The sequence below is a fragment of the Mycolicibacterium iranicum genome (assembly GCF_002101705.1).
Classification (GTDB): domain Bacteria; phylum Actinomycetota; class Actinomycetes; order Mycobacteriales; family Mycobacteriaceae; genus Mycobacterium; species Mycobacterium iranicum.
In genome coordinates this window covers 172,647-190,728 of the sequence record NZ_LQPC01000031.1, presented here as the reverse complement: position 1 = coordinate 190,728, position 18,082 = coordinate 172,647, and the positions used below count along the sequence as shown (strand labels likewise).

The 18,082-nt window shown below is 66.4% G+C and carries 18 protein-coding genes; 14 read left to right on the top strand and 4 right to left on the bottom strand.

The genetic code is table 11. The features are described 5' to 3' along the window. The 7 genes from ripB (at window position 1) to AWC12_RS16860 (ending at window position 6,601) form a co-directional block, all read left to right on the top strand. Complete coding sequence (gene ripB, locus AWC12_RS16890; RefSeq protein ID WP_085175768.1) at window positions 1-687, top strand: NlpC/P60 family peptidoglycan endopeptidase RipB; 687 nt, start codon at window positions 1-3, stop codon at window positions 685-687. Between the two features lie 156 nt (window positions 688-843). Then, the gene (gene moxR1 / locus AWC12_RS16885; RefSeq protein WP_024446395.1) at window positions 844-1,983 is read left to right on the top strand and encodes a chaperone MoxR1; all 1,140 of its coding nucleotides are present in this window, start codon (window positions 844-846) and stop codon (window positions 1,981-1,983) included. A 39-nt stretch (window positions 1,984-2,022) separates the two neighbouring features. Continuing rightward, window positions 2,023-2,928, top strand: a complete 906-nt coding sequence (locus AWC12_RS16880) for a DUF58 domain-containing protein (RefSeq protein ID WP_036464955.1) — start codon at window positions 2,023-2,025, stop codon at window positions 2,926-2,928. Window positions 2,929-2,955: 27 nt separating this feature from the next. Beyond that, a complete protein-coding gene (locus tag AWC12_RS16875; RefSeq protein ID WP_024446393.1) occupies window positions 2,956-3,963 on the top strand; it encodes a VWA domain-containing protein in 1,008 nt (335 codons plus the stop codon). Between the two features lie 52 nt (window positions 3,964-4,015). Beyond that, complete coding sequence (fabG1, locus tag AWC12_RS16870) at window positions 4,016-4,738, top strand: 3-oxoacyl-ACP reductase FabG1 (protein WP_051226633.1); 723 nt, start codon at window positions 4,016-4,018, stop codon at window positions 4,736-4,738. A 21-nt stretch (window positions 4,739-4,759) separates the two neighbouring features. Further along, entirely contained in the window at window positions 4,760-5,569 is an 810-nt protein-coding gene (inhA, locus tag AWC12_RS16865) for an NADH-dependent enoyl-ACP reductase InhA (protein WP_024446391.1), read from the top strand. Continuing rightward, a complete protein-coding gene (locus AWC12_RS16860) occupies window positions 5,570-6,601 on the top strand; it encodes a ferrochelatase (RefSeq protein ID WP_085175691.1) in 1,032 nt (343 codons plus the stop codon). Here the strand turns inward: AWC12_RS16860 and AWC12_RS16855 are convergent. Then, a complete protein-coding gene (locus tag AWC12_RS16855) occupies window positions 6,598-7,467 on the bottom strand; it encodes an Rv1486c family protein (RefSeq protein WP_085175689.1) in 870 nt (289 codons plus the stop codon). The two genes, AWC12_RS16860 and AWC12_RS16855, sit on opposite strands and share 4 nt — an antisense overlap. 59 nt (window positions 7,468-7,526) lie before the next feature. On the opposite strand from AWC12_RS16855, the gene AWC12_RS16850 reads away from it, so the two are divergent. The 3 genes from AWC12_RS16850 to AWC12_RS16840 are packed head-to-tail and all read left to right on the top strand — an operon-like array spanning window position 7,527 to window position 9,559. Next, a complete protein-coding gene (locus AWC12_RS16850; RefSeq protein ID WP_085175687.1) occupies window positions 7,527-7,961 on the top strand; it encodes an NfeD family protein in 435 nt (144 codons plus the stop codon). A 15-nt stretch (window positions 7,962-7,976) separates the two neighbouring features. Then, window positions 7,977-9,200, top strand: coding sequence for an SPFH domain-containing protein (locus tag AWC12_RS16845; protein ID WP_024446387.1), 1,224 nt, complete (start codon window positions 7,977-7,979; stop codon window positions 9,198-9,200). Continuing rightward, on the top strand, window positions 9,197-9,559 hold the full coding sequence (locus AWC12_RS16840) for a DoxX family protein (RefSeq protein ID WP_024446386.1): 363 nt from the start codon (window positions 9,197-9,199) through the stop codon (window positions 9,557-9,559). The genes AWC12_RS16845 and AWC12_RS16840 overlap by 4 nt, the downstream gene beginning before the upstream one ends. Here the strand turns inward: AWC12_RS16840 and AWC12_RS16835 are convergent. Then, window positions 9,546-10,253, bottom strand: coding sequence for a TVP38/TMEM64 family protein (locus AWC12_RS16835; protein ID WP_085175685.1), 708 nt, complete (start codon window positions 10,251-10,253; stop codon window positions 9,546-9,548). The two genes, AWC12_RS16840 and AWC12_RS16835, sit on opposite strands and share 14 nt — an antisense overlap. Before the next feature lie 99 nt (window positions 10,254-10,352). On the opposite strand from AWC12_RS16835, the gene mutA reads away from it, so the two are divergent. Genes mutA through lipL form a run of 4 tightly spaced genes read left to right on the top strand, consistent with a single transcriptional unit; the run spans window position 10,353 to window position 16,762 of the window. After that, window positions 10,353-12,221, top strand: coding sequence for a methylmalonyl-CoA mutase small subunit (mutA, locus tag AWC12_RS16830; RefSeq protein WP_085175683.1), 1,869 nt, complete (start codon window positions 10,353-10,355; stop codon window positions 12,219-12,221). Between the two features lies 1 nt (window position 12,222). Further along, window positions 12,223-14,481 (top strand): methylmalonyl-CoA mutase, encoded by a 2,259-nt coding sequence (gene scpA / locus AWC12_RS16825; protein WP_024446383.1) that lies wholly within the window; start codon window positions 12,223-12,225, stop codon window positions 14,479-14,481. Then, on the top strand, window positions 14,468-15,457 hold the full coding sequence (meaB, locus tag AWC12_RS16820) for a methylmalonyl Co-A mutase-associated GTPase MeaB (RefSeq protein ID WP_085175681.1): 990 nt from the start codon (window positions 14,468-14,470) through the stop codon (window positions 15,455-15,457). The genes scpA and meaB overlap by 14 nt, the downstream gene beginning before the upstream one ends. A 51-nt stretch (window positions 15,458-15,508) precedes the next feature. Further along, complete coding sequence (lipL, locus tag AWC12_RS16815) at window positions 15,509-16,762, top strand: esterase/beta-lactamase LipL (RefSeq protein ID WP_272937892.1); 1,254 nt, start codon at window positions 15,509-15,511, stop codon at window positions 16,760-16,762. A gap of 61 nt (window positions 16,763-16,823) precedes the next feature. Here lipL and AWC12_RS16810 read toward each other — a convergent pair whose 3' ends face one another. Together AWC12_RS16810 and AWC12_RS16805 are read right to left on the bottom strand one after the other, a co-directional pair. After that, on the bottom strand, window positions 16,824-17,558 hold the full coding sequence (locus AWC12_RS16810; protein WP_085175677.1) for a hypothetical protein: 735 nt from the start codon (window positions 17,556-17,558) through the stop codon (window positions 16,824-16,826). Between the two features lie 53 nt (window positions 17,559-17,611). Beyond that, window positions 17,612-17,986: a transcriptional regulator gene (locus AWC12_RS16805; RefSeq protein ID WP_085175766.1), complete on the bottom strand. Its 375-nt coding sequence runs from the start codon at window positions 17,984-17,986 to the stop codon at window positions 17,612-17,614. Between the last annotated feature and the right edge of the window lie 96 nt (window positions 17,987-18,082).

Below are 18,082 nucleotides of genomic sequence, written 5' to 3'. Positions count from 1 at the left end.
ATGATCCTGCGTCGCCTACTGGTCGCCGTGGCCGCCGCGGCCGTCCTGCTCGCCGGGGCGGTCGCGCCGGCGTCCGCTCAGCCCGGGGGTGGTCAATGGGATCCGCTGCTGCCGATGCGGCCCAGTGCCGGGGCACCCGGGGACGCGCTCGCCATCGCGAACGCGTCGCTGGCGGTCACCGCGCAGGCGACCCAGGCCACCATGGGCATGGGCCGCAAGTTCCTGCAAAGCCTCGGTCTGGTGCCCCCCGACGCCCCTAGCGTCGCCCCGGGCAGCGTGCGCGGCGCCGCCGCCGTCGAGCACGTCATCAGGCGCGGCGCCGCCCGACTGGGCACCCCCTACTCGTGGGGCGGAGGCAAGCCCACCGGACCCAGCCTGGGCGTCGAACGCGGTGCCAACACCGTTGGGTTCGACTGCTCCGGCTTCACGCAGTACTCCTTCGCCGGCGTCGGCGTGCTGATCCCGAAGTATTCGGGCGATCAGTTCAACACCGGTCGCCGGGTCCCGATCCAGCAGGCCAAGCGCGGCGACCTCCTGTTCTGGGGGCCGGGCGGCAGCCAACACGTCGCGATCTATCTCGGCAACGGGCAGATGCTGGAGTCCGGCGGCACCGCCGACAAGGTCGTTGTCAGCAAGGTCCGCATGGCGGGACTGCAGCCGACCGTGCAGCGCATCATCGAATCCTGAGTGTGGCCTGAGTTATTTCTGAGCAGGCCGGGCGACGTCGACGGATCACCGACCGCCTGGAATAGTTGACTGCGGGCGCGCGGCCACGACCGGTCGGTGCCGCGATGAAGCCGCTGTGAACCAGCATGTACGGCGCATGTGGAAGGAACTTTTTTGATGACCTCACCGAGTGGACCGCCGCAGGGCGCTGGAGGATTTCCCGGACAGGCCCCCGCCCCGGGCTATTCCGCGGGAGCCCACGCGGCCCCGAGTTCCAATGGCGGTCTGCAGAACGAGGTGCACACGCTCGAGCGCGCGATCTTCGAGGTCAAGCGGATCATCGTCGGCCAGGACCAGCTCGTCGAGCGCATGTTGGTCGGGCTGCTCGCCAAGGGCCACGTCCTGCTCGAAGGTGTACCCGGTGTCGCCAAGACGCTGGCGGTCGAAACCTTCGCCAAGGTCGTCGGCGGCACGTTCGCGCGTATCCAGTTCACCCCCGACCTGGTGCCCACCGACATCGTCGGCACCCGCATCTACCGCCAGGGCAAGGAAGAGTTCGACATCGAACTCGGCCCCGTCGTGGTGAACTTCCTGCTCGCCGATGAGATCAACCGTGCGCCCGCGAAGGTGCAGTCGGCACTGCTGGAGGTCATGGCCGAGCGCAAGATCTCGATCGGCGGCAAGACCTTCCCGCTGCCCAGCCCGTTCCTGGTGATGGCGACGCAGAACCCGATCGAGCAGGAGGGCGTCTACCAGCTGCCGGAAGCGCAGCGCGACCGCTTCCTGTTCAAGCTCAACGTGGACTATCCCTCGCCGGAAGAAGAGCGCGAGATAATCTACCGGATGGGTGTCAAACCGCCCGAGCCCAAGGGCATCCTCACCACGGGCGACCTGCTTCGCCTCCAAGACGTCGCCGCGAACAACTTCGTCCACCACGCGCTCGTCGACTACGTCGTGCGTATCGTGACGGCAACGCGCGAGCCCGAGAAGTTCGGCATGCCCGACGCGAAGGCCTGGATCGCTTACGGCGCCTCGCCGCGTGCGTCGCTCGGCATCATCGCCGCGTCCCGGGCACTCGCGCTGGTGCGCGGTCGTGATTACGTGATCCCGCAGGACGTCGTGGAGATCATCCCCGACGTGCTGCGTCACCGGCTTGTCCTCACCTACGACGCGCTGGCCGACGAGATCTCCTCCGAGACGGTCGTCAACCGCATCCTGCAGACAGTCGCGTTGCCACAGGTGAATGCGATTCCGCAGCAAGGCCATTCGGTCCCGCCCGTCGTGCCGGCCGCCGCGGCAGCGGCGAGCGGTCGCTGACCTTTGACACGGTCAACTCGCTCCGTAGACCTCCCGTCGATGAAGCGGGGGGAGATCCGCGACCCGGCGCTGACGGCAGCGCTGCGCAAACTCGAGCTGACGGTGCGGCGCAAGCTCGACGGCGTGCTGCACGGCGACCATCTGGGCCTGCTACCGGGGCCGGGATCAGAGCCGGGTGAGTCGCGCGTCTACCAGCCGGGTGACGACGTCCGCCGGATGGATTGGTCGGTCACCGCGCGCACCACCCATCCCCACGTGCGCCAAATGATCGCCGACCGCGAATTGGAGACGTGGCTGGTGGTCGACGTGTCGGCCAGCCTGGACTTCGGCACCGCAGGGTGTGAGAAGCGCGATCTCGCGGTGGCCGCCGCGGCGTCGATCGCGTTCCTCAACAGTGGTGGCGGTAACCGGATCGGGGCGATTGTCGCCAACGGCGAGACCGTGCGCCGCGTCCCCGCGCTGTCTGGGCGGATGCACGAGCAGGAGCTGCTGCGCACCATCGCCACCATGCCGAAGGCGCCCCCCGGCGTCCGCGGTGACCTCGCCGCGGCGATCGACTCCCTACGCAGGCCCGAGCGCCGGCGCGGGATGGCGGTGATCATCAGCGACTTCCTCGGGCCGATCAATTGGATGCGTCCGCTACGCGCCATCGCAGGCCGGCACGAGGTGCTCGGCATCGAGATCCTCGATCCGCGCGACGTCGAACTTCCCGCGGTCGGGGATGTCATCCTGCAGGACACCGAAACCGGCCGCACCCGCGAGTTCACGATCGACGAACGCTTGCGCGCCGACTTCGAGCAGGCTGCTGCGGCCCACCGGGCAGATGTCGCGCGCACGCTGCGCCGTTGCGATGCGCCGCTGCTGACGCTGAGGACTGATCGGGACTGGATCGCCGATGTGGTGCGGTTTGTGGCGAGTAGACGCCGCGGCGCCCTGGCCCGCTAAAAACGACGACGAAATGGCAAGTAACGCATGACTTTACCGTTGCTCGGACCCATGTCGCTCTCGGGTTTCGAACACCCCTGGTTCTTCCTCTTCTTCCTTGTCGTCATCGGGCTGATCGCGCTCTACGTCGTGGTTTCGCTGTCGCGTCACAAGCGGATGCTGCGCTTTGCGAACATGGAGCTGCTGGAAAGCGTCGCGCCCAAGCGGCCCAGCCGTCTGCGCCATCTGCCGGCCGTGCTGCTGATCCTGTCGCTGGTGTCGTTCACGATCGCGATGGCGGGACCCACCCATGATGTGCGCATTCCGCGCAACCGCGCCGTGGTGATGCTTGTGATCGACGTGTCCCAGTCCATGCGTGCGACCGACGTCGAGCCGAACCGCCTGACAGCTGCGCAGGAAGCAGCCAAGCAGTTCGCCGACCAGCTGACACCCGGAATCAACCTGGGTCTGATCGCCTACGCCGGCACGGCGACGGTGCTCGTCTCACCGACCACCAACCGCGAATCCACCAAGACGGCGATCGACAAGCTCCAGCTCGCCGACCGCACCGCCACCGGTGAGGGCATCTTCACCGCGCTCCAGGCCATCGCCACGGTCGGTGCGGTGATCGGCGGCGGTGACGAGCCGCCGCCCGCCCGCGTCGTGTTGATGTCCGACGGTAAGGAAACGGTTCCGTCCAACCCGGACAACCCCAAGGGTGCCTACACCGCGGCGCGCACGGCCAAGGACCAGGGCGTGCCGATCTCCACAGTCTCGTTCGGAACGCCGTACGGCTACGTGGAGATCAATGACCAGCGGCAGCCGGTTCCCGTCGACGACGAGATGCTCAAGAAGATCGCCGACCTCTCCGGCGGCGAGGCGTTCACGGCGTCGAGTCTCGAACAACTCAAGGAAGTGTTCACCAACCTCCAGGAACAGATCGGCTACGAGACGATCAAGGGCGATGCCAGCGTCGGCTGGCTGCGGCTGGGCGCCGTCGTCCTCGCCGCGGCCGCACTCGGTGCACTGTTGATCAACCGCCGACTGCCCAACTGATCTGTGTAAGGCGATTTCTTGGCAATGATGCGCACCGACTAAGTTGACGGGCATGACTTCTCCCGCTTTCGTCTCCCGTTCGGTGCTCGTCACCGGCGGCAACCGGGGCATCGGCCTGGCCATCGCGCAGCGCTTGGCCGCCGACGGCCATAAGGTCGCCGTCACGCACCGCGGATCGGGTGCTCCGGAGGGACTGTTCGGCGTCGTGTGCGACGTCACCGACAGCGAGGCCGTCGACCGCGCGTTCAAAGAGGTCGAAGAGCACCAGGGTCCTGTCGAGGTGCTGGTGTCCAACGCAGGCATCTCCAAGGACGCATTCCTGATGCGGATGACCGAAGAGCGCTTCGAAGAGGTCATCAACGCCAACCTCACCGGTGCGTTCCGGGTGGCTCAGCGGGCCTGCCGCAACATGCAGCGGGCACGCTTCGGGCGAATCATCTTCATCGGTTCGGTCTCCGGTATGTGGGGCATCGGCAACCAGGCCAACTATGCGGCCGCCAAGGCTGGTCTGATCGGCATGGCGCGGTCCATTTCCCGTGAGCTGTCGAAGGCCGGTGTGACTGCCAACGTGGTGGCGCCCGGTTACATCGACACCGAGATGACCCGCGCGCTCGACGAGCGGATTCAGGCCGGCGCGCTCGAATTCATCCCTGCCAAGCGCGTCGGCACCGCCGATGAGGTCGCCGGCGCGGTCAGCTTCCTGGCGTCGGAGGACGCGAGCTACATCGCCGGCGCGGTCATTCCCGTCGACGGCGGCATGGGCATGGGCCACTAAGAGAATCGGAAAAGGACTGACATGACTGGGTTCCTGGAAGGTAAGCGCATCCTCGTAACGGGGATCATCACCGACAGCTCGATCGCGTTCTACATCGCCAAGGTCGCCCAGGAGGCGGGCGCCGAAGTGATCTGCACGGGCTTCAACCGGTTGCGGCTCATCGAGCGCATCCTCGACCGGCTGCCGTCCAAGCCGCCACTACTCGAACTCGACGTTCAGGACGACAAGCACCTCGACACCCTGGCCGACCGCATCTCCGAGGTGATCGGTGCGGGCAACAAACTCGACGGCGTCGTGCATTCGATCGGCTTCATGCCGCAGACCGGCATGGGTATCAACCCGTTCTTCGACGCACCGTACGAGGATGTCGCCAAAGGCATTCACATTTCCGCGTATTCGTACGCGTCGCTGGCCAAGGCGGTGCTGCCGATCATGAACCCCGGCGGTGGCATCGTCGGGATGGACTTCGATCCGACCCGCGCCATGCCTGCCTACAACTGGATGACGGTGGCCAAGAGCGCGCTGGAATCGGTCAACCGCTTCGTCGCCCGCGAGGCGGGCAAGGTCGGCGTGCGTTCCAATCTCGTTGCCGCAGGCCCGATCCGGACCTTGGCGATGAGTGCGATCGTCGGTGGGGCGCTGGGCGACGAGGCGGGCGCGCAGATGCAGCTGCTCGAAGAGGGCTGGGATCAGCGCGCTCCGCTGGGCTGGAACATGAAGGATCCCACGCCCGTCGCAAAGACCGTGTGCGCCTTGCTGTCCGACTGGCTGCCTGCGACCACCGGAACCGTGATCTACGCCGACGGCGGCGCAAGCACCCAGCTGCTGTAAATGGAGTCCCAGCATTTCGATGCGCTACTGCTCCTGTCGTTCGGGGGTCCCGAAGGTCCCGAGCAGGTCATGCCGTTCCTGGAGAATGTCACCAGGGGGCGCGGAATCCCCAGGGAGCGGCTGGAATCCGTGGCTGAGCACTACCTGCACTTCGGGGGAGTCTCGCCTATCAACGGCATCAACCGCGAGCTGATCATCTCGATCGAGGCCGAGCTGGCGCGCCGTGGGAGGGAACTGCCGGTCTACTTCGGCAACCGCAACTGGGAGCCGTTCATCGAGGACACCGTTGCAACGATGCGCGACAAGGGGATTCGCCGCGCAGCAGTATTCGCTACATCGGCGTGGGGCGGATACTCCGGGTGCACGCAGTATCAGGAGGACATCGCGCGCGGTCGCGAGGCCGCCGGTCCCGAAGCGCCCGAGCTGGTGAAGCTGCGACAGTATTTCGATCACCCGCTGTTGATCCAGATGTTCGCCGATGCGATCGCCGATGCCGCCGCCACGCTTCCCGAAGAGCTCCGGGGGCAGGCGCGACTCGTGTTCACCGCGCACTCGATCCCGCTGCGTGCCGCATCCCGTTGCGGCCCAGATCTTTACGAGCGTCAGGTCGGTTACACCGCGGCTCTGGTGGCAGCCGCGGCCGGTTACCGCGACTACGACCAGGTGTGGCAGTCGCGTTCGGGTCCGCCGCAGGTGCCGTGGCTGGAGCCCGACGTCGGGGACCACCTGGACAGCCTGGCCGCCAACGGCGCCAAAGCCGTGATCGTGTGTCCGGTCGGTTTCGTCGCTGATCACATCGAGGTCGTGTGGGATCTCGACAACGAGCTCGCCGATCAGGCCGCGGCCGCGGGGATCGCTTTTGCCCGGGCGTCCACGCCCAACGCGCAGCCCAGGTTCGCTCAACTCGTCGTCGATCTCGTCGACGAGATGCGCCTCGACCGGACCCCGTTGCGCGTCGAAAACCCCGCTGCGGTGCCCGGTTACGGCTGCAGCGTCAACGGCGCCCCGTGCACCTCAGCGTGTGGCGTCTAGCCCTGCCAGGCTGAGTGCAGGATCGCGTCGACTGCCGCCAATCGCGCCGAGCGCACCACCGACGTGAGCGGGCGAAGCGCGTCGCTGGCCAGCTGAACCTCCGACGAACTCTGCAATCCGATCGGAATCAATCCCGAGCTGACAGTGATGATCGCGTCGACGTGGGCCGCGTTCTCCAGCACCCGCGCCGCGCGCGTCGGGGCATGGTCGGGCACCCGATGGGCCCTGGTGGCGTCCAGGACCTGCTCGACGAGCCTGCGCGGATCGCCGACATCACCCGCGGAGGCGCCGGCCCGCAACGCACCCAGCGCGTCTGCGGCCGAACGCACCGCGTCGCGCAGCTGGTATTCGGCGTCGCCGAGATCGAAATGGCCGGCCGGCGGTGCCGACGAAAACGAATAGACCGTCCACGACAGGCCGGTGAGCTCGGCCTCGTACTCGTAGTCGTCGTCGGGATCGAACGCGTCGGGATAGCTGTCCTGATACTCGAAGTCCGGGACGAGGCCGATCGCGCCGCTCGGCCCCGTCACGATCACCGCTTCACCCGCGGCGACGGCGTCACGTCCGAACTGGGTGTTCGGCGGAAGCCCGCGAACGTCGCCGGGAACAGGGAGGGCCAGCGAGATCGCCGGCTGTGAGCCCGCGTGGGCGGCCGCCGTACGCACCGTCTGCAACAGCGACACCGATGCCGCATCGTCGAGGTCCGGCCACGACAATCCGGTTCGCTCCGCAGCGGCCGAGTCGTATGCCGTCACTGAATGCCTTGGCGTCCAGAGGGATAACGCGTCCAACACATCGTCGGGAGCGGCGGCGCCTGCCAGCCAGGCATTCGTCCACACGGTCAGCGAAACACTCGGGCACCACATGATGGCGCAAGTGTAGTTGTTACCGGCTCATCCAGTCGGCTGCGCGATAGGCTGGCGGCATGCCTGTCGCATTGATCTGGCTGATCGCATCGCTTGCGCTCGCAGGCGCCGAGGCGCTGACCGGTGACCTGTTCCTGCTGATGCTCAGCGGTGGTGCGCTCGCCGCTGCCGGCTCCAGCTTCCTGCTGGACTGGCCGCTCTGGGCCGACGGTGTCGTCTTTCTGCTCGTGTCGGTGCTTCTTCTGGTGGGTGTCCGTCCCGCACTGCGTCGCCGGATGCAGTCGGGCAAGGGGCTTCCCGAACCGGCGAAGGCTCTCGAGGGCAAGAGTGCGCTCGTCCTCGACCGCGTCGGCCAGCACACCGGCCAGGTCAAGCTCGACGGCGAAGTCTGGACGGCGCGCCCGTACAACGAGAACGATGTCTACGAAGTCGGAGACCAGGTAACCGTCGTGCACATCGACGGAGCCACCGCGGTCGTCTCGAAAGTCATCTAGAGAAGGAGTCCTGTCGTGGATGGTGCCATCGCAGGGTTGGTCCTGCTGGCGGTGCTCGTACTGTTCGCTGTCGTCATCGTCGCGAAATCGGTGGCGCTGATCCCGCAAGCCGAGGCCGCGGTCATCGAGCGCCTGGGCCGCTACAGCAAGACGGTGTCCGGCCAGCTCACGCTGCTACTGCCGTTCGTCGACAAGATCCGCGCCCGGGTCGATCTGCGCGAGCGCGTCGTCTCGTTCCCACCGCAACCGGTGATCACCGAGGACAACCTCACGGTCAACATCGACACCGTCGTCTACTTCCAGGTCACCAATCCGCAGGCCGCCGTCTATCAAATCAGCAACTACATCGTGGGCGTCGAACAGCTGACCACCACCACGCTGCGCAACGTCGTCGGCGGCATGACCCTCGAACAGACGCTGACATCGCGTGATTCGATCAACGGCCAGCTGCGCGGGGTGCTCGACGAGGCCACCGGCCGATGGGGGTTGCGCGTCGCCCGCGTCGAGCTTCGCAGCATCGATCCGCCACCCTCGATTCAGGATTCGATGGAAAAGCAGATGCGCGCCGACCGCGAGAAGCGCGCCATGATCCTGACCGCCGAAGGCAACCGCGAAGCCTCGATCAAGCAGGCCGAAGGCCAGAAGCAGGCGCAGATCCTCGCAGCCGAGGGCGCCAAGCAGGCCGCCATCCTCGCCGCCGAAGCCGATCGGCAGTCCCGGATGCTGCGGGCCCAGGGTGAGCGTGCAGCGTCCTATCTTCAGGCGCAGGGCCAGGCCAAGGCCATCGAGAAGACGTTCGCCGCGATCAAGCGCGGTAGGCCGACCCCGGAGATGCTGGCCTACCAGTATCTGCAGACCCTGCCCCAGATGGCCAAGGGCGAAGCCAACAAGGTCTGGCTCGTCCCCAGCGATTTCGGATCGGCCCTGGAGGGCTTTACCAAGATGCTGGGCGCGCCCGGCTCCGACGGAGTGTTCCGCTACACCCCGTCGCCGGTGGAGGAGGACCTGCCGGCGCCGGAGGATGATTCGGCTGAGGTGGCGGAATGGTTCAACACCCAGACCGATCCCGAGATCGCACAGGCAGTGGCCCAAGCGGTCGCAGAAGCCAGAACGCCGGTGGCGGGTTCACTTGATGGACCGCCGCAGTACCCGCCGCTGTCGCAGCAAGCGCAACCGCCGGCGACCGACTACTCCCAGCAGCAGCCCCCCGTCGGGCGTCATGGGGCGCCGGGACAGTGACCGCACTGACGTCGCCGCGTACCTATTCGGTGTTGGCGCTGATGCAGGTCGCCGATGCGGTCGCCTGCGCGAAGGAGATTCCGCCCATCAAGAAGGCCTTCGACGATGTCGGGCTTCCCGAAGAGGTGCGGCCGCTGATCCCCGTCGTGAAAGCGGCCAGTGCGATCGGGCTGCTGTCGGTGTTCCGGTTTCCTGCGCTGGCGAGGCTGACGACGTTCATGCTGACCGTCTATTTCGTGCTGGCCGTGGGTTCGCATGTCCGCGCCAAAGACTGGAGCCCGGGTCTGGTCGCGGCGTCGTCGTTGCTCGCCCTGTTCGGCGCGATGACCGTGAAAGGTCCCGAAACTAAGACGCGCTGAGGCGGTCGCGGCGGTGCGACCTGATTTCGACGATCAGCCCCGCCACACCCATTCCCGCGGTACACATCGAGACGACCAGCAGCGCGGGGCTGACCTGGCCGGTCAGCGCATCGCCCAGAATGACGATGGCCGCCGTCCCGGGCAGCACGCCGACGAAGGTGGCCAACGTATAGGGGAGCACCCGTATCGAGGATGCGCCGGCGGCGTAGTTGAGGACCGAGAATGGCACCGCCGGGATGAGCCGTGTCGCCAGCACCACGGGCCAGCCGCGTTCGCGCAGACGCCGGTCGATCGCGTCGACGCGCGGGTGGGAGACGAGCCGGCTGACCTGCCAACCCGCGATCCGGACCAGCAGCAGCGCGATGACCGCGCTGACGGTGCTGGCGGCGACCGCGATGGGAATGCCCAGAACGGGTCCGAACAGCAGACCGGCGGCCAAGGTGAACGCGGTGCGCGGGAACGGAAAAACCGTCATCACCACATGCGCGGCGAAGAACACCAGAGGGAACCAAGGTCCCGCAGAGGTGGCCCAGTCCCGAAGTTGGAGCGCCGTCGGGAACGGGACCAGCATCGCGATTGCGACGAGAATCACAATGGCCGACGCGACGGCCGCCAGTCGGGTCGGTGGCACCGTCTTCAGCGTGGCGACAACCGCGGCTCTCACGGTACGAAGCGTGCTGACTACGGATTTCACGGTTACTGACAATACGGGCCGGGAGCAAACCCACCCCGTTGGCGCAGTGTGGAATCTGCACACCGGCGCACGCTGATGTGAGCCTCATCATTTAGCCTGATGGCTGTGCAGAAACCCAGCGACGGCGCTGCCGCAGGTGTAGTCGACTCCGATCTGGACCGATGGCGCTCCGCCGTGGCGGGCGTGCTGGCGAAGACAACGAAGAAGGACCCCGCCGAGCTGGGCACCGAGCCTGAGCGTCTGCTCGACTCGCCGACGTACGACGGTTTCCCCATCCGGCCGCTCTACACGAGCCGGGACGATCTCACCGAACCCGCGCTGCCGGGCCGTTGGCCCTTCGTGCGTGGCGGCGACGCACTGCGCGACGTCAAAGCCGGCTGGAAGGTGGCCGAGGTCTACCCCGCAGACGGGTCTGCGGCGGCAGAGGCGAATGGCGCCATCCTGGTCGGGCTCACCGAAGGCATCAGCGCGTTGGTGCTGCGGATCGGCGAGGGCGCAGTGGCGCCGTCGGAGCTGCCTGCGCTCCTTGACGGTGTCTACCTCGACCTGGTGCCCCTCGTGATGCACACCGATGGCGCGGCATACGGCGCGACGCTCGAGGAGCTGCTCGCCATGCTGGCGGGACTCGACGACGACCAGCGATCGCGGCTGTCGGTGGATCTCGCGGCGGACCCGCTCACCGCGCCGCTCGCCGGGCGCGCCGCGCCGTGTCTCGAGGAGGTCGTCGGACGGGCGGAGCAGGTTCTCGGATTCGACGGGCACGTGCGGATGATCACCGTCGACGGGCCCACATTCCACAATCTCGGTGCCAACGCGACCTGGGAGCTGGGGGCTGCCGTCGCGGCGGGCGTGGCCTACCTCAGGCATCTTGTCGACGCCGGGCTCAGCACCTCCGCGGCGCTCGGCCTGATCAGTTTCCGGTTCGCCGTTGACGATGACCAATTCCAGTCCATCGCGAAACTACGTGCCGCACGTCAACTCTGGGCCAGAGTGGCCGAGGTGGTCGGCGATCCCGACTCCGGTGCCGCAACCGTTATCGCGACCACGTCGCTGCCGATGATGTCCCAGCGCGATCCGTGGGTGAACATGCTGCGCACCACCGTGGCGGCCTTCGCGGCCGGCGTCGGTGGCGCCGACATCGTGCAGGTGCATCCGTTCGATGTCGCGATCGACGGCGGATTCCCCGGCACTGCGCGCAGCTTCTCGCGCCGGATCGCCCGCAACACGCAGCTGCTTCTCCTGGAGGAGTCGCACATCGGCCGCGTCCTGGACCCCGCGGGCGGTTCCTGGTTCGTGGAGGACCTCACCCGGGAGCTCGCCGAGCAGGCCTGGGCACACTTCCAGGACATCGAAGCCAGGGGTGGGTTCGAGGCGGCACGAGAGCACATCGGCACTCAGATCGCCGAGGTCGCACAGCGCCGGGCCGACGACATCGCGCACCGCAGGACTGCGGTGACCGGAGTCAACGAATTCCCGAATCTCTCGGAAGTGCCTCTGCCGCAGGGAAGTCCGCTGCCGTCGGTGCGACGTTACGGCGCGGACTTCGAAGCGCTGCGCAACCGCTCCGACGAATATCTGGAGAAACACGGCGCACGCCCGAAGGCGCTGTTGCTGCCGCTGGGACCCCTTGCCGAGCACAACATCCGCACCACGTTCACCTCGAACCTGATGGCGTCCGGCGGTATCGAGGCCGTCAACCCGGGCCCCCTCGAGGCATCGGGAATCGGTGCCGCGGTCGCCGAGGCGGGGGTCACCGAGGTGGCTGTCGTATGCGGCACCGACAAGCGTTACGCGGATGAGGCCTCGGCCGCGATCGACGCCGCTAAGGCCGCAGGCGTGAAATACGTCCTTCTCGCCGGCCCCGAGAAGGCGGTCGCCGATGCGCCGTCGAAACCCGACGGCCATGTGACCGCGAAAATCGATGCGGTGCAGACTTTGTCAGATCTGCTGACGCGATTGGGGGCATGACATGACTGCCACGGAACCGAAGAAGAAGATCGACTCTTTCGCAAATGTCCCGCTGACCGGTGACACGGCTGGCGCCGCGCCGACACAGGCCGAGGTGAAAGAACAGGTGACCGCGGCTGCCGCCGCGCACGGTTACACCGCCGAGCAACTGGATTGGGCGACGCCTGAAGGTATCGACGTCAAACCGGTCTACATCGCCGCCGACCGCAGGGACGTGGTCGATGCCGGCTATCCGCTGGACAGCCTCCCGGGAGAGCCGCCCTTCGTGCGCGGCCCGTACCCGACGATGTATGTCAACCAGCCGTGGACGATCCGCCAGTACGCCGGCTTCTCCACGGCAGCGGAGTCCAACGCGTTCTACCGTCGCAACCTCGCCGCCGGCCAGAAGGGCCTCTCGGTCGCCTTCGACCTGGCTACCCACCGCGGTTACGACTCCGACCACCCGCGGGTGGCGGGCGACGTCGGTATGGCCGGTGTCGCGATCGACTCGATTCTCGACATGCGCCAGCTCTTCGACGGCATCGACCTGTCGTCGGTATCCGTGTCGATGACCATGAACGGTGCCGTGCTGCCCATTCTCGCGCTCTACGTAGTGGCGGCCGAGGAGCAGGGCGTGCCGCCGGAGAAGCTGGCCGGGACCATCCAGAACGACATCCTCAAAGAGTTCATGGTCCGCAACACCTACATCTACCCGCCGAAGCCGTCGATGCGGATCATCTCCGACATCTTCGGCTACACCAGCGCGAAAATGCCGAAATTCAACAGCATCTCGATCTCCGGCTACCACATCCAGGAAGCCGGCGCGACTGCCGACCTGGAGCTCGGTTACACGCTGGCCGATGGAGTCGAGTACATCAAGGCCGGCTTGGACGCCGGTCTCGACATCGACAAGTTCGCACCCAGGCTGTCGTTCTTCTGGGGCATCGGCATGAACTTCTTCATGGAGGTGGCCAAGCTGCGCGCGGGCCGGCTGCTGTGGAGCGAGCTCGTCGCTGAATTCGGAAGCCAAAGCCCAAAATCCAGGTCATTGCGCACCCATTCGCAGACCTCGGGATGGTCGCTGACCGCTCAGGACGCGTTCAACAACGTTGCCCGCACCTGCGTCGAGGCGATGGCTGCCACTCAGGGGCACACCCAATCCCTGCACACCAACGCCCTCGACGAAGCCCTCGCGCTACCCACCGACTTCTCGGCTCGCATCGCCCGCAACACCCAGCTGCTGCTACAGCAGGAATCTGGGACCACGCGGCCCATCGACCCCTGGGGCGGCTCCTACTACGTCGAATGGCTGACCTACCAGCTCGCCGAGAAGGCGCGGGCACACATCCGCGAGATCGCCGAGCACGGTGGCATGGCCCAGGCCATCAACGAGGGCATCCCGAAGTTGCGCATCGAGGAGGCGGCCGCGCGCACCCAGGCCCGCATCGACTCCGGCGCGCAGACGGTGATCGGCGTCAACAGATACCAGGTCGACGAGGACCACGAGATCGAGGTGCTCAAGGTCGAGAACAGCCGGGTGCGCGCGGAGCAGATCGCGAAGCTGGAACGGCTGCGCAGTGAGCGTGATGAGCATGCGACGCAAGCCGCGCTCGCCGAATTGACCCGTGCCGCAGAGGCATCGGGGCCGGCAGGGGAGGACGGTCTGGGCAACAACCTGTTGGCACTGGCCATCAACGCCGCCCGAGCGAAGGCGACCGTCGGCGAGATCTCCGACGCTCTGGAGAAGGTCTACGGCAGGCACCAGGCCGAGATCCGGACCATTGCGGGCGTGTACCGGGATGAGGTGGGCATGGCCAGCAACGTCAGTAGCGCAACAGAACTGGTTGAAAAGTTTGCCGAGGCCGACGGTCGCCGTCCCCGGATCCTCGTCGCGAAGATGGGTCAGGACGGCCATGACCGCGGGCAGAAGGTGATCGCGACAGCGTTCGCCGACATCGGCTTCGACGTCGACGTGGGCTCACTGTTCTCCACGCCGGAGGAGGTCGCGCGCCAGGCCGCCGACAACGACGTCCACGTGGTCGGGGTGTCGTCGCTGGCTGCCGGCCACCTCACGCTGGTGCCTGCGTTGCGGGACGCGCTCGCCGAGGTCGGCAGGCCCGACATCATGATCGTGGTCGGCGGCGTCATCCCGCCCGGCGACTTCGACGAGCTCTACGAGGCCGGGGCGACGGCGATCTTCCCGCCCGGCACCGTCATCGCCGATGCCGCGATCGGGCTGCTGAACAAGCTCGCCGAACGACTGGGATATGACCTCACCTGAACTGGCCGAGGCGATCCGCAGCGGTGACCGCTCGGCACTCGCGAGAGCGATCACGCTCGTCGAGTCGACGCGTCCGGATCACCGGGAGCGAGCTCAAGAGCTGCTGCTTGAGCTCATGCCGGAGGCCGGGTCGGCCATGCACGTCGGCATCACCGGGGTCCCCGGGGTGGGGAAGTCGACGACGATCGAGGCGCTCGGGCTCCATCTGATCGAGCAGGGTCACCGGGTGGCGGTGCTCGCCGTCGACCCGTCTTCGACGAGGACCGGCGGCTCGATCCTCGGCGACAAGACTCGGATGGCCAAACTCGCGGTGCACCCCGACGCCTACATCCGGCCGTCACCGACCTCGGGAACCCTGGGCGGGGTCGCGAAGGCGACGCGCGAGACGATCGTGTTGCTGGAAGCCGCAGGCTACGACGTGGTGCTGGTCGAGACGGTCGGGGTCGGCCAGTCCGAGGTGACCGTTGCCAACATGGTCGACACGTTCGTGTTCCTGACCTTGGCTCGCACCGGTGATCAGCTGCAGGGCATCAAGAAGGGTGTTCTTGAACTGGCCGACATCGTGGTCGTCAACAAGGCCGACGGCGAGCACGCCGTCGAGGCGAAATCGGCCGCGCGAGAACTCGCCGGCGCCATCCGTCTTATCTATCCACGTGAAACGCTCTGGCGCCCACCGGTTCTCACGATGAGTGCGCTCACGGGTACGGGTCTTTCGGAGCTGTGGGACACGGTGCTCAAACACCGGGCGGTGCTGACGGAGGCCGGCGAGTTCGAGGCCAGGAGGCGCACCCAGCAGGTGGAATGGACCTGGTCGATGGTTCGGGACACCGTGCTGGACCGAGTGCTGTCCAGCCCGGGCGTCCGGGCGATCCGCAGTGACGTCGAGCGCCAGGTGCGCGACGGTGAGCTGACGCCTGCGCTTGCTGCGCAACGGATACTCGACGCCGTCGAACAGCCGCCGAAGGCCGGCGGCTAACAAATTGGTAACTCCGAGATCGTTTGCCGCACCGCGAGGTAAATTCATCTTGTGACGGGCGTCAAAGGTGACCTACCGCGCGGCGTGAACGGCGAAGCCGATCCCAACTTCACGTGCGCGGTACGCGCATTCGCCCAGATGTTCCCGCACCGCCGGTTCGGTGGTGGCGCGTTGTCTGTGTACCTCGACGGTGAGCCCGTCGTGGACGTGTGGACCGGATGGTCGGATCGCAAAGGCAAGCGGCGCTGGACCGCGGACACTGCCCCGATGGTGTTTTCCGCGACAAAGGGTGTCGCGGCCACCGTCATCCACCGGCTCCACGACCGCGGGCTGATCGACTACGACGCTCCCGTCGCCGAGTACTGGCGCGAGTTCGGCGTCAATGGCAAGTCGCAGATCACCGTTCGGGATCTGATGCGGCACCGGGCGGGGCTGTCACAGCTCAACGGGGTGGCCAAGGCCGACCTGATGAACCACATCGTCATGGAGGAGCGGCTCGCTGCGGCCCCGATGAGCTGGTTGCACGGTAAGCCCGCCTACCACGCGTTCACGTTCGGTTGGCTGCTGTCAGGCCTGGCCCGATCGGTCACCGGGATCGGGATGCGTGAGTTGATCCGCACCGAAGTCGCGGCGCCGCTGAACACCGACGGTATTCATCTCGGTCGTCCGCCCGTGCAGGCGCCGACTCAGCCGGCGCGCATCATCGGCCCCCAGACCCGGGTGCAGAACCCGGTCTTCAATCTTGTCGCACCGCACATTGCGGCATTGCCGTTCTCGGCGGGATTCGGCGCGATTTATTTCCCGGGCGTCAAGGCCTTCGTCCAGGGCGACATCCCCTTGCTCGACGGCGAGATCCCCGCCGCCAACGGTGTGGCGACAGCCCGGGCGCTGGCTCGCATGTACGGCGCGATCGCCAACGGCGGCCGCATCGACGGCATGCAGTATCTGTCGCGGGAGACCGCCGCGGCGCTCGTCGGGCGTCGCAGCCTGCGCCTCGATCACAGCATGGTCATGCCGCTGTCGTTCCACCTCGGTTATCACGGGCTGCCGATCCCCGGTCTGCTGCCAGGCTTCGGGCATGTCGGACTAGGCGGGTCCTTCGGCTGGGCTGACCCGGACACCGGGCTCGCGTTCAGTTTCGTCCACAACCGACTACTGACGCCGATGGTGGTCAGCGATCAGGCCGGCTTCGTCGCCACCGCGGCGCTCATCCGGCGGGGGGTGTCGCAAGCCCGCAAGAACGGCCATCGGCGGGTGCGTGAATTCGGTGCACCGTTCGCCGACACCACCGCAACGGCTGTCTGATCTGAGTTGCTGCGGGCCGGGCCTGCACAGGGGGAGCCGCTGGTGCGGTTTCTGATCGTCGTCAGGTGTTCGCGCGCGAGAACCACTTCGTTTTGAGGCGCCAGGAATGGGCGGACGTGAGCGCGAAACCCGCTCCGCAGGCACAGGCGAAAACCCACACGAGCGTGCTGCCCTGAACCGTTTGTAGCGTCGGGACGAATGCGGTGATGAGGCGCACCACGCAGGCGAGAATGCCCATGGCGCATGCGAAAAGGTAGACGTTGGCGATGGGGCGCGACCGCGGATCGGTGCGCAGGATGAGCAGTGCCCGCGCGCAGTAGACCAAGAGGTAGATCAGCAGGCTGCAGAGCATCAGCCAGTACAGGTTGAGCCACAGGTCGGTTGGCACGTCGAAGAAGTCGGCGCGGTAGATCGAAGCGCCGTTACCGAGCCAGAAAGCGCCGAGGAGAAGCGGGATGCACAGCGTTGCTGGCAGCTCGATGTGCTGACGGAAGCGTTGCTGCAACGCGTGGTCTTGTTCCAATCGTCCCAGCGCGTTGTAGACGACGGCCGACGCCGCGACGATGTAGCAATCGTGTCCCAGGTAATCCTCGAGGTTCCACTTGCCCGTCAGCGAATACAGGAACGGGCCGAGAGTCTCCGAGGCCAGGGGTGACATCAGCAGCACGGCTGCGCCCTGGAGTGCGATGTTGAGGGTGGCGGCCACCTCCCAGCGGCACGACCAGGTGACGCGACGAATCCACAGGCTCCACGCGATACACAGGAGTGTGATCACGATGAGTGAAGCCAGTGCCATGGGGAGTCGCTTTCGGGCGGAACGGGTTCAGCAAATTGTATGCGCTAAACCCGCTAAAGGGGAGGCGCATCCAGTCGTGGTGTCAGATCCGACAGCTTCGTCCGGCGCTTCGTCGCGGTATTTACCGTGGTGTCAGCCAGTGTGGCCACCCCGCGAGGTGCCGGTCCGAGCCCCTCTACGTACTGCAGAACTTCCCTTCGAGACATCAAGCCGAACTGAATCTGAAGATCCGGGTAGCTAAGTGCGAACCGGTCGGCTACAAGACGTAGTTCTTCCGCATTCGGATAGTCGGCCTCTTTGATTCGGCGGTAATAGGTACTGCTCGAAATGCCAAGTGCGTCAAAAATGTCCTTGGCATCAATCTCTCCGTCAAGGAGGTAGTCGAGCAGGGCTTTGAGCTGTCTGCCGTTCTCGTCCGTACGAGGCATCTGATCACCATAACGCCTGATCCCGGCTTTGGGCAGCCCCTCCCGGCAAATAGATAACACGTTCCTAATTGACATAGCCGTCACAGTTTTGGGAGC

Coding starts and splice junctions, on each gene's coding strand:
- AWC12_RS16875 (WP_024446393.1), top strand. CDS start 2,956: ATGACTTTACCGTTGCTCGGACCCATGTCGCTCTCGGGTTTCGAACAC.
- meaB (WP_085175681.1), top strand. CDS start 14,468: ATGACCTCACCTGAACTGGCCGAGGCGATCCGCAGCGGTGACCGCTCG.
- AWC12_RS16810 (WP_085175677.1), bottom strand. CDS start 17,558: ATGGCACTGGCTTCACTCATCGTGATCACACTCCTGTGTATCGCGTGG.
- scpA (WP_024446383.1), top strand. CDS start 12,223: ATGACTGCCACGGAACCGAAGAAGAAGATCGACTCTTTCGCAAATGTC.
- AWC12_RS16850 (WP_085175687.1), top strand. CDS start 7,527: ATGCCTGTCGCATTGATCTGGCTGATCGCATCGCTTGCGCTCGCAGGC.
- AWC12_RS16855 (WP_085175689.1), bottom strand. CDS start 7,467: ATGTGGTGCCCGAGTGTTTCGCTGACCGTGTGGACGAATGCCTGGCTG.
- AWC12_RS16860 (WP_085175691.1), top strand. CDS start 5,570: ATGGAGTCCCAGCATTTCGATGCGCTACTGCTCCTGTCGTTCGGGGGT.
- mutA (WP_085175683.1), top strand. CDS start 10,353: ATGGCTGTGCAGAAACCCAGCGACGGCGCTGCCGCAGGTGTAGTCGAC.
- moxR1 (WP_024446395.1), top strand. CDS start 844: ATGACCTCACCGAGTGGACCGCCGCAGGGCGCTGGAGGATTTCCCGGA.
- AWC12_RS16880 (WP_036464955.1), top strand. CDS start 2,023: ATGAAGCGGGGGGAGATCCGCGACCCGGCGCTGACGGCAGCGCTGCGC.
- ripB (WP_085175768.1), top strand. CDS start 1: ATGATCCTGCGTCGCCTACTGGTCGCCGTGGCCGCCGCGGCCGTCCTG.
- AWC12_RS16805 (WP_085175766.1), bottom strand. CDS start 17,986: ATGCCTCGTACGGACGAGAACGGCAGACAGCTCAAAGCCCTGCTCGAC.
- fabG1 (WP_051226633.1), top strand. CDS start 4,016: ATGACTTCTCCCGCTTTCGTCTCCCGTTCGGTGCTCGTCACCGGCGGC.
- inhA (WP_024446391.1), top strand. CDS start 4,760: ATGACTGGGTTCCTGGAAGGTAAGCGCATCCTCGTAACGGGGATCATC.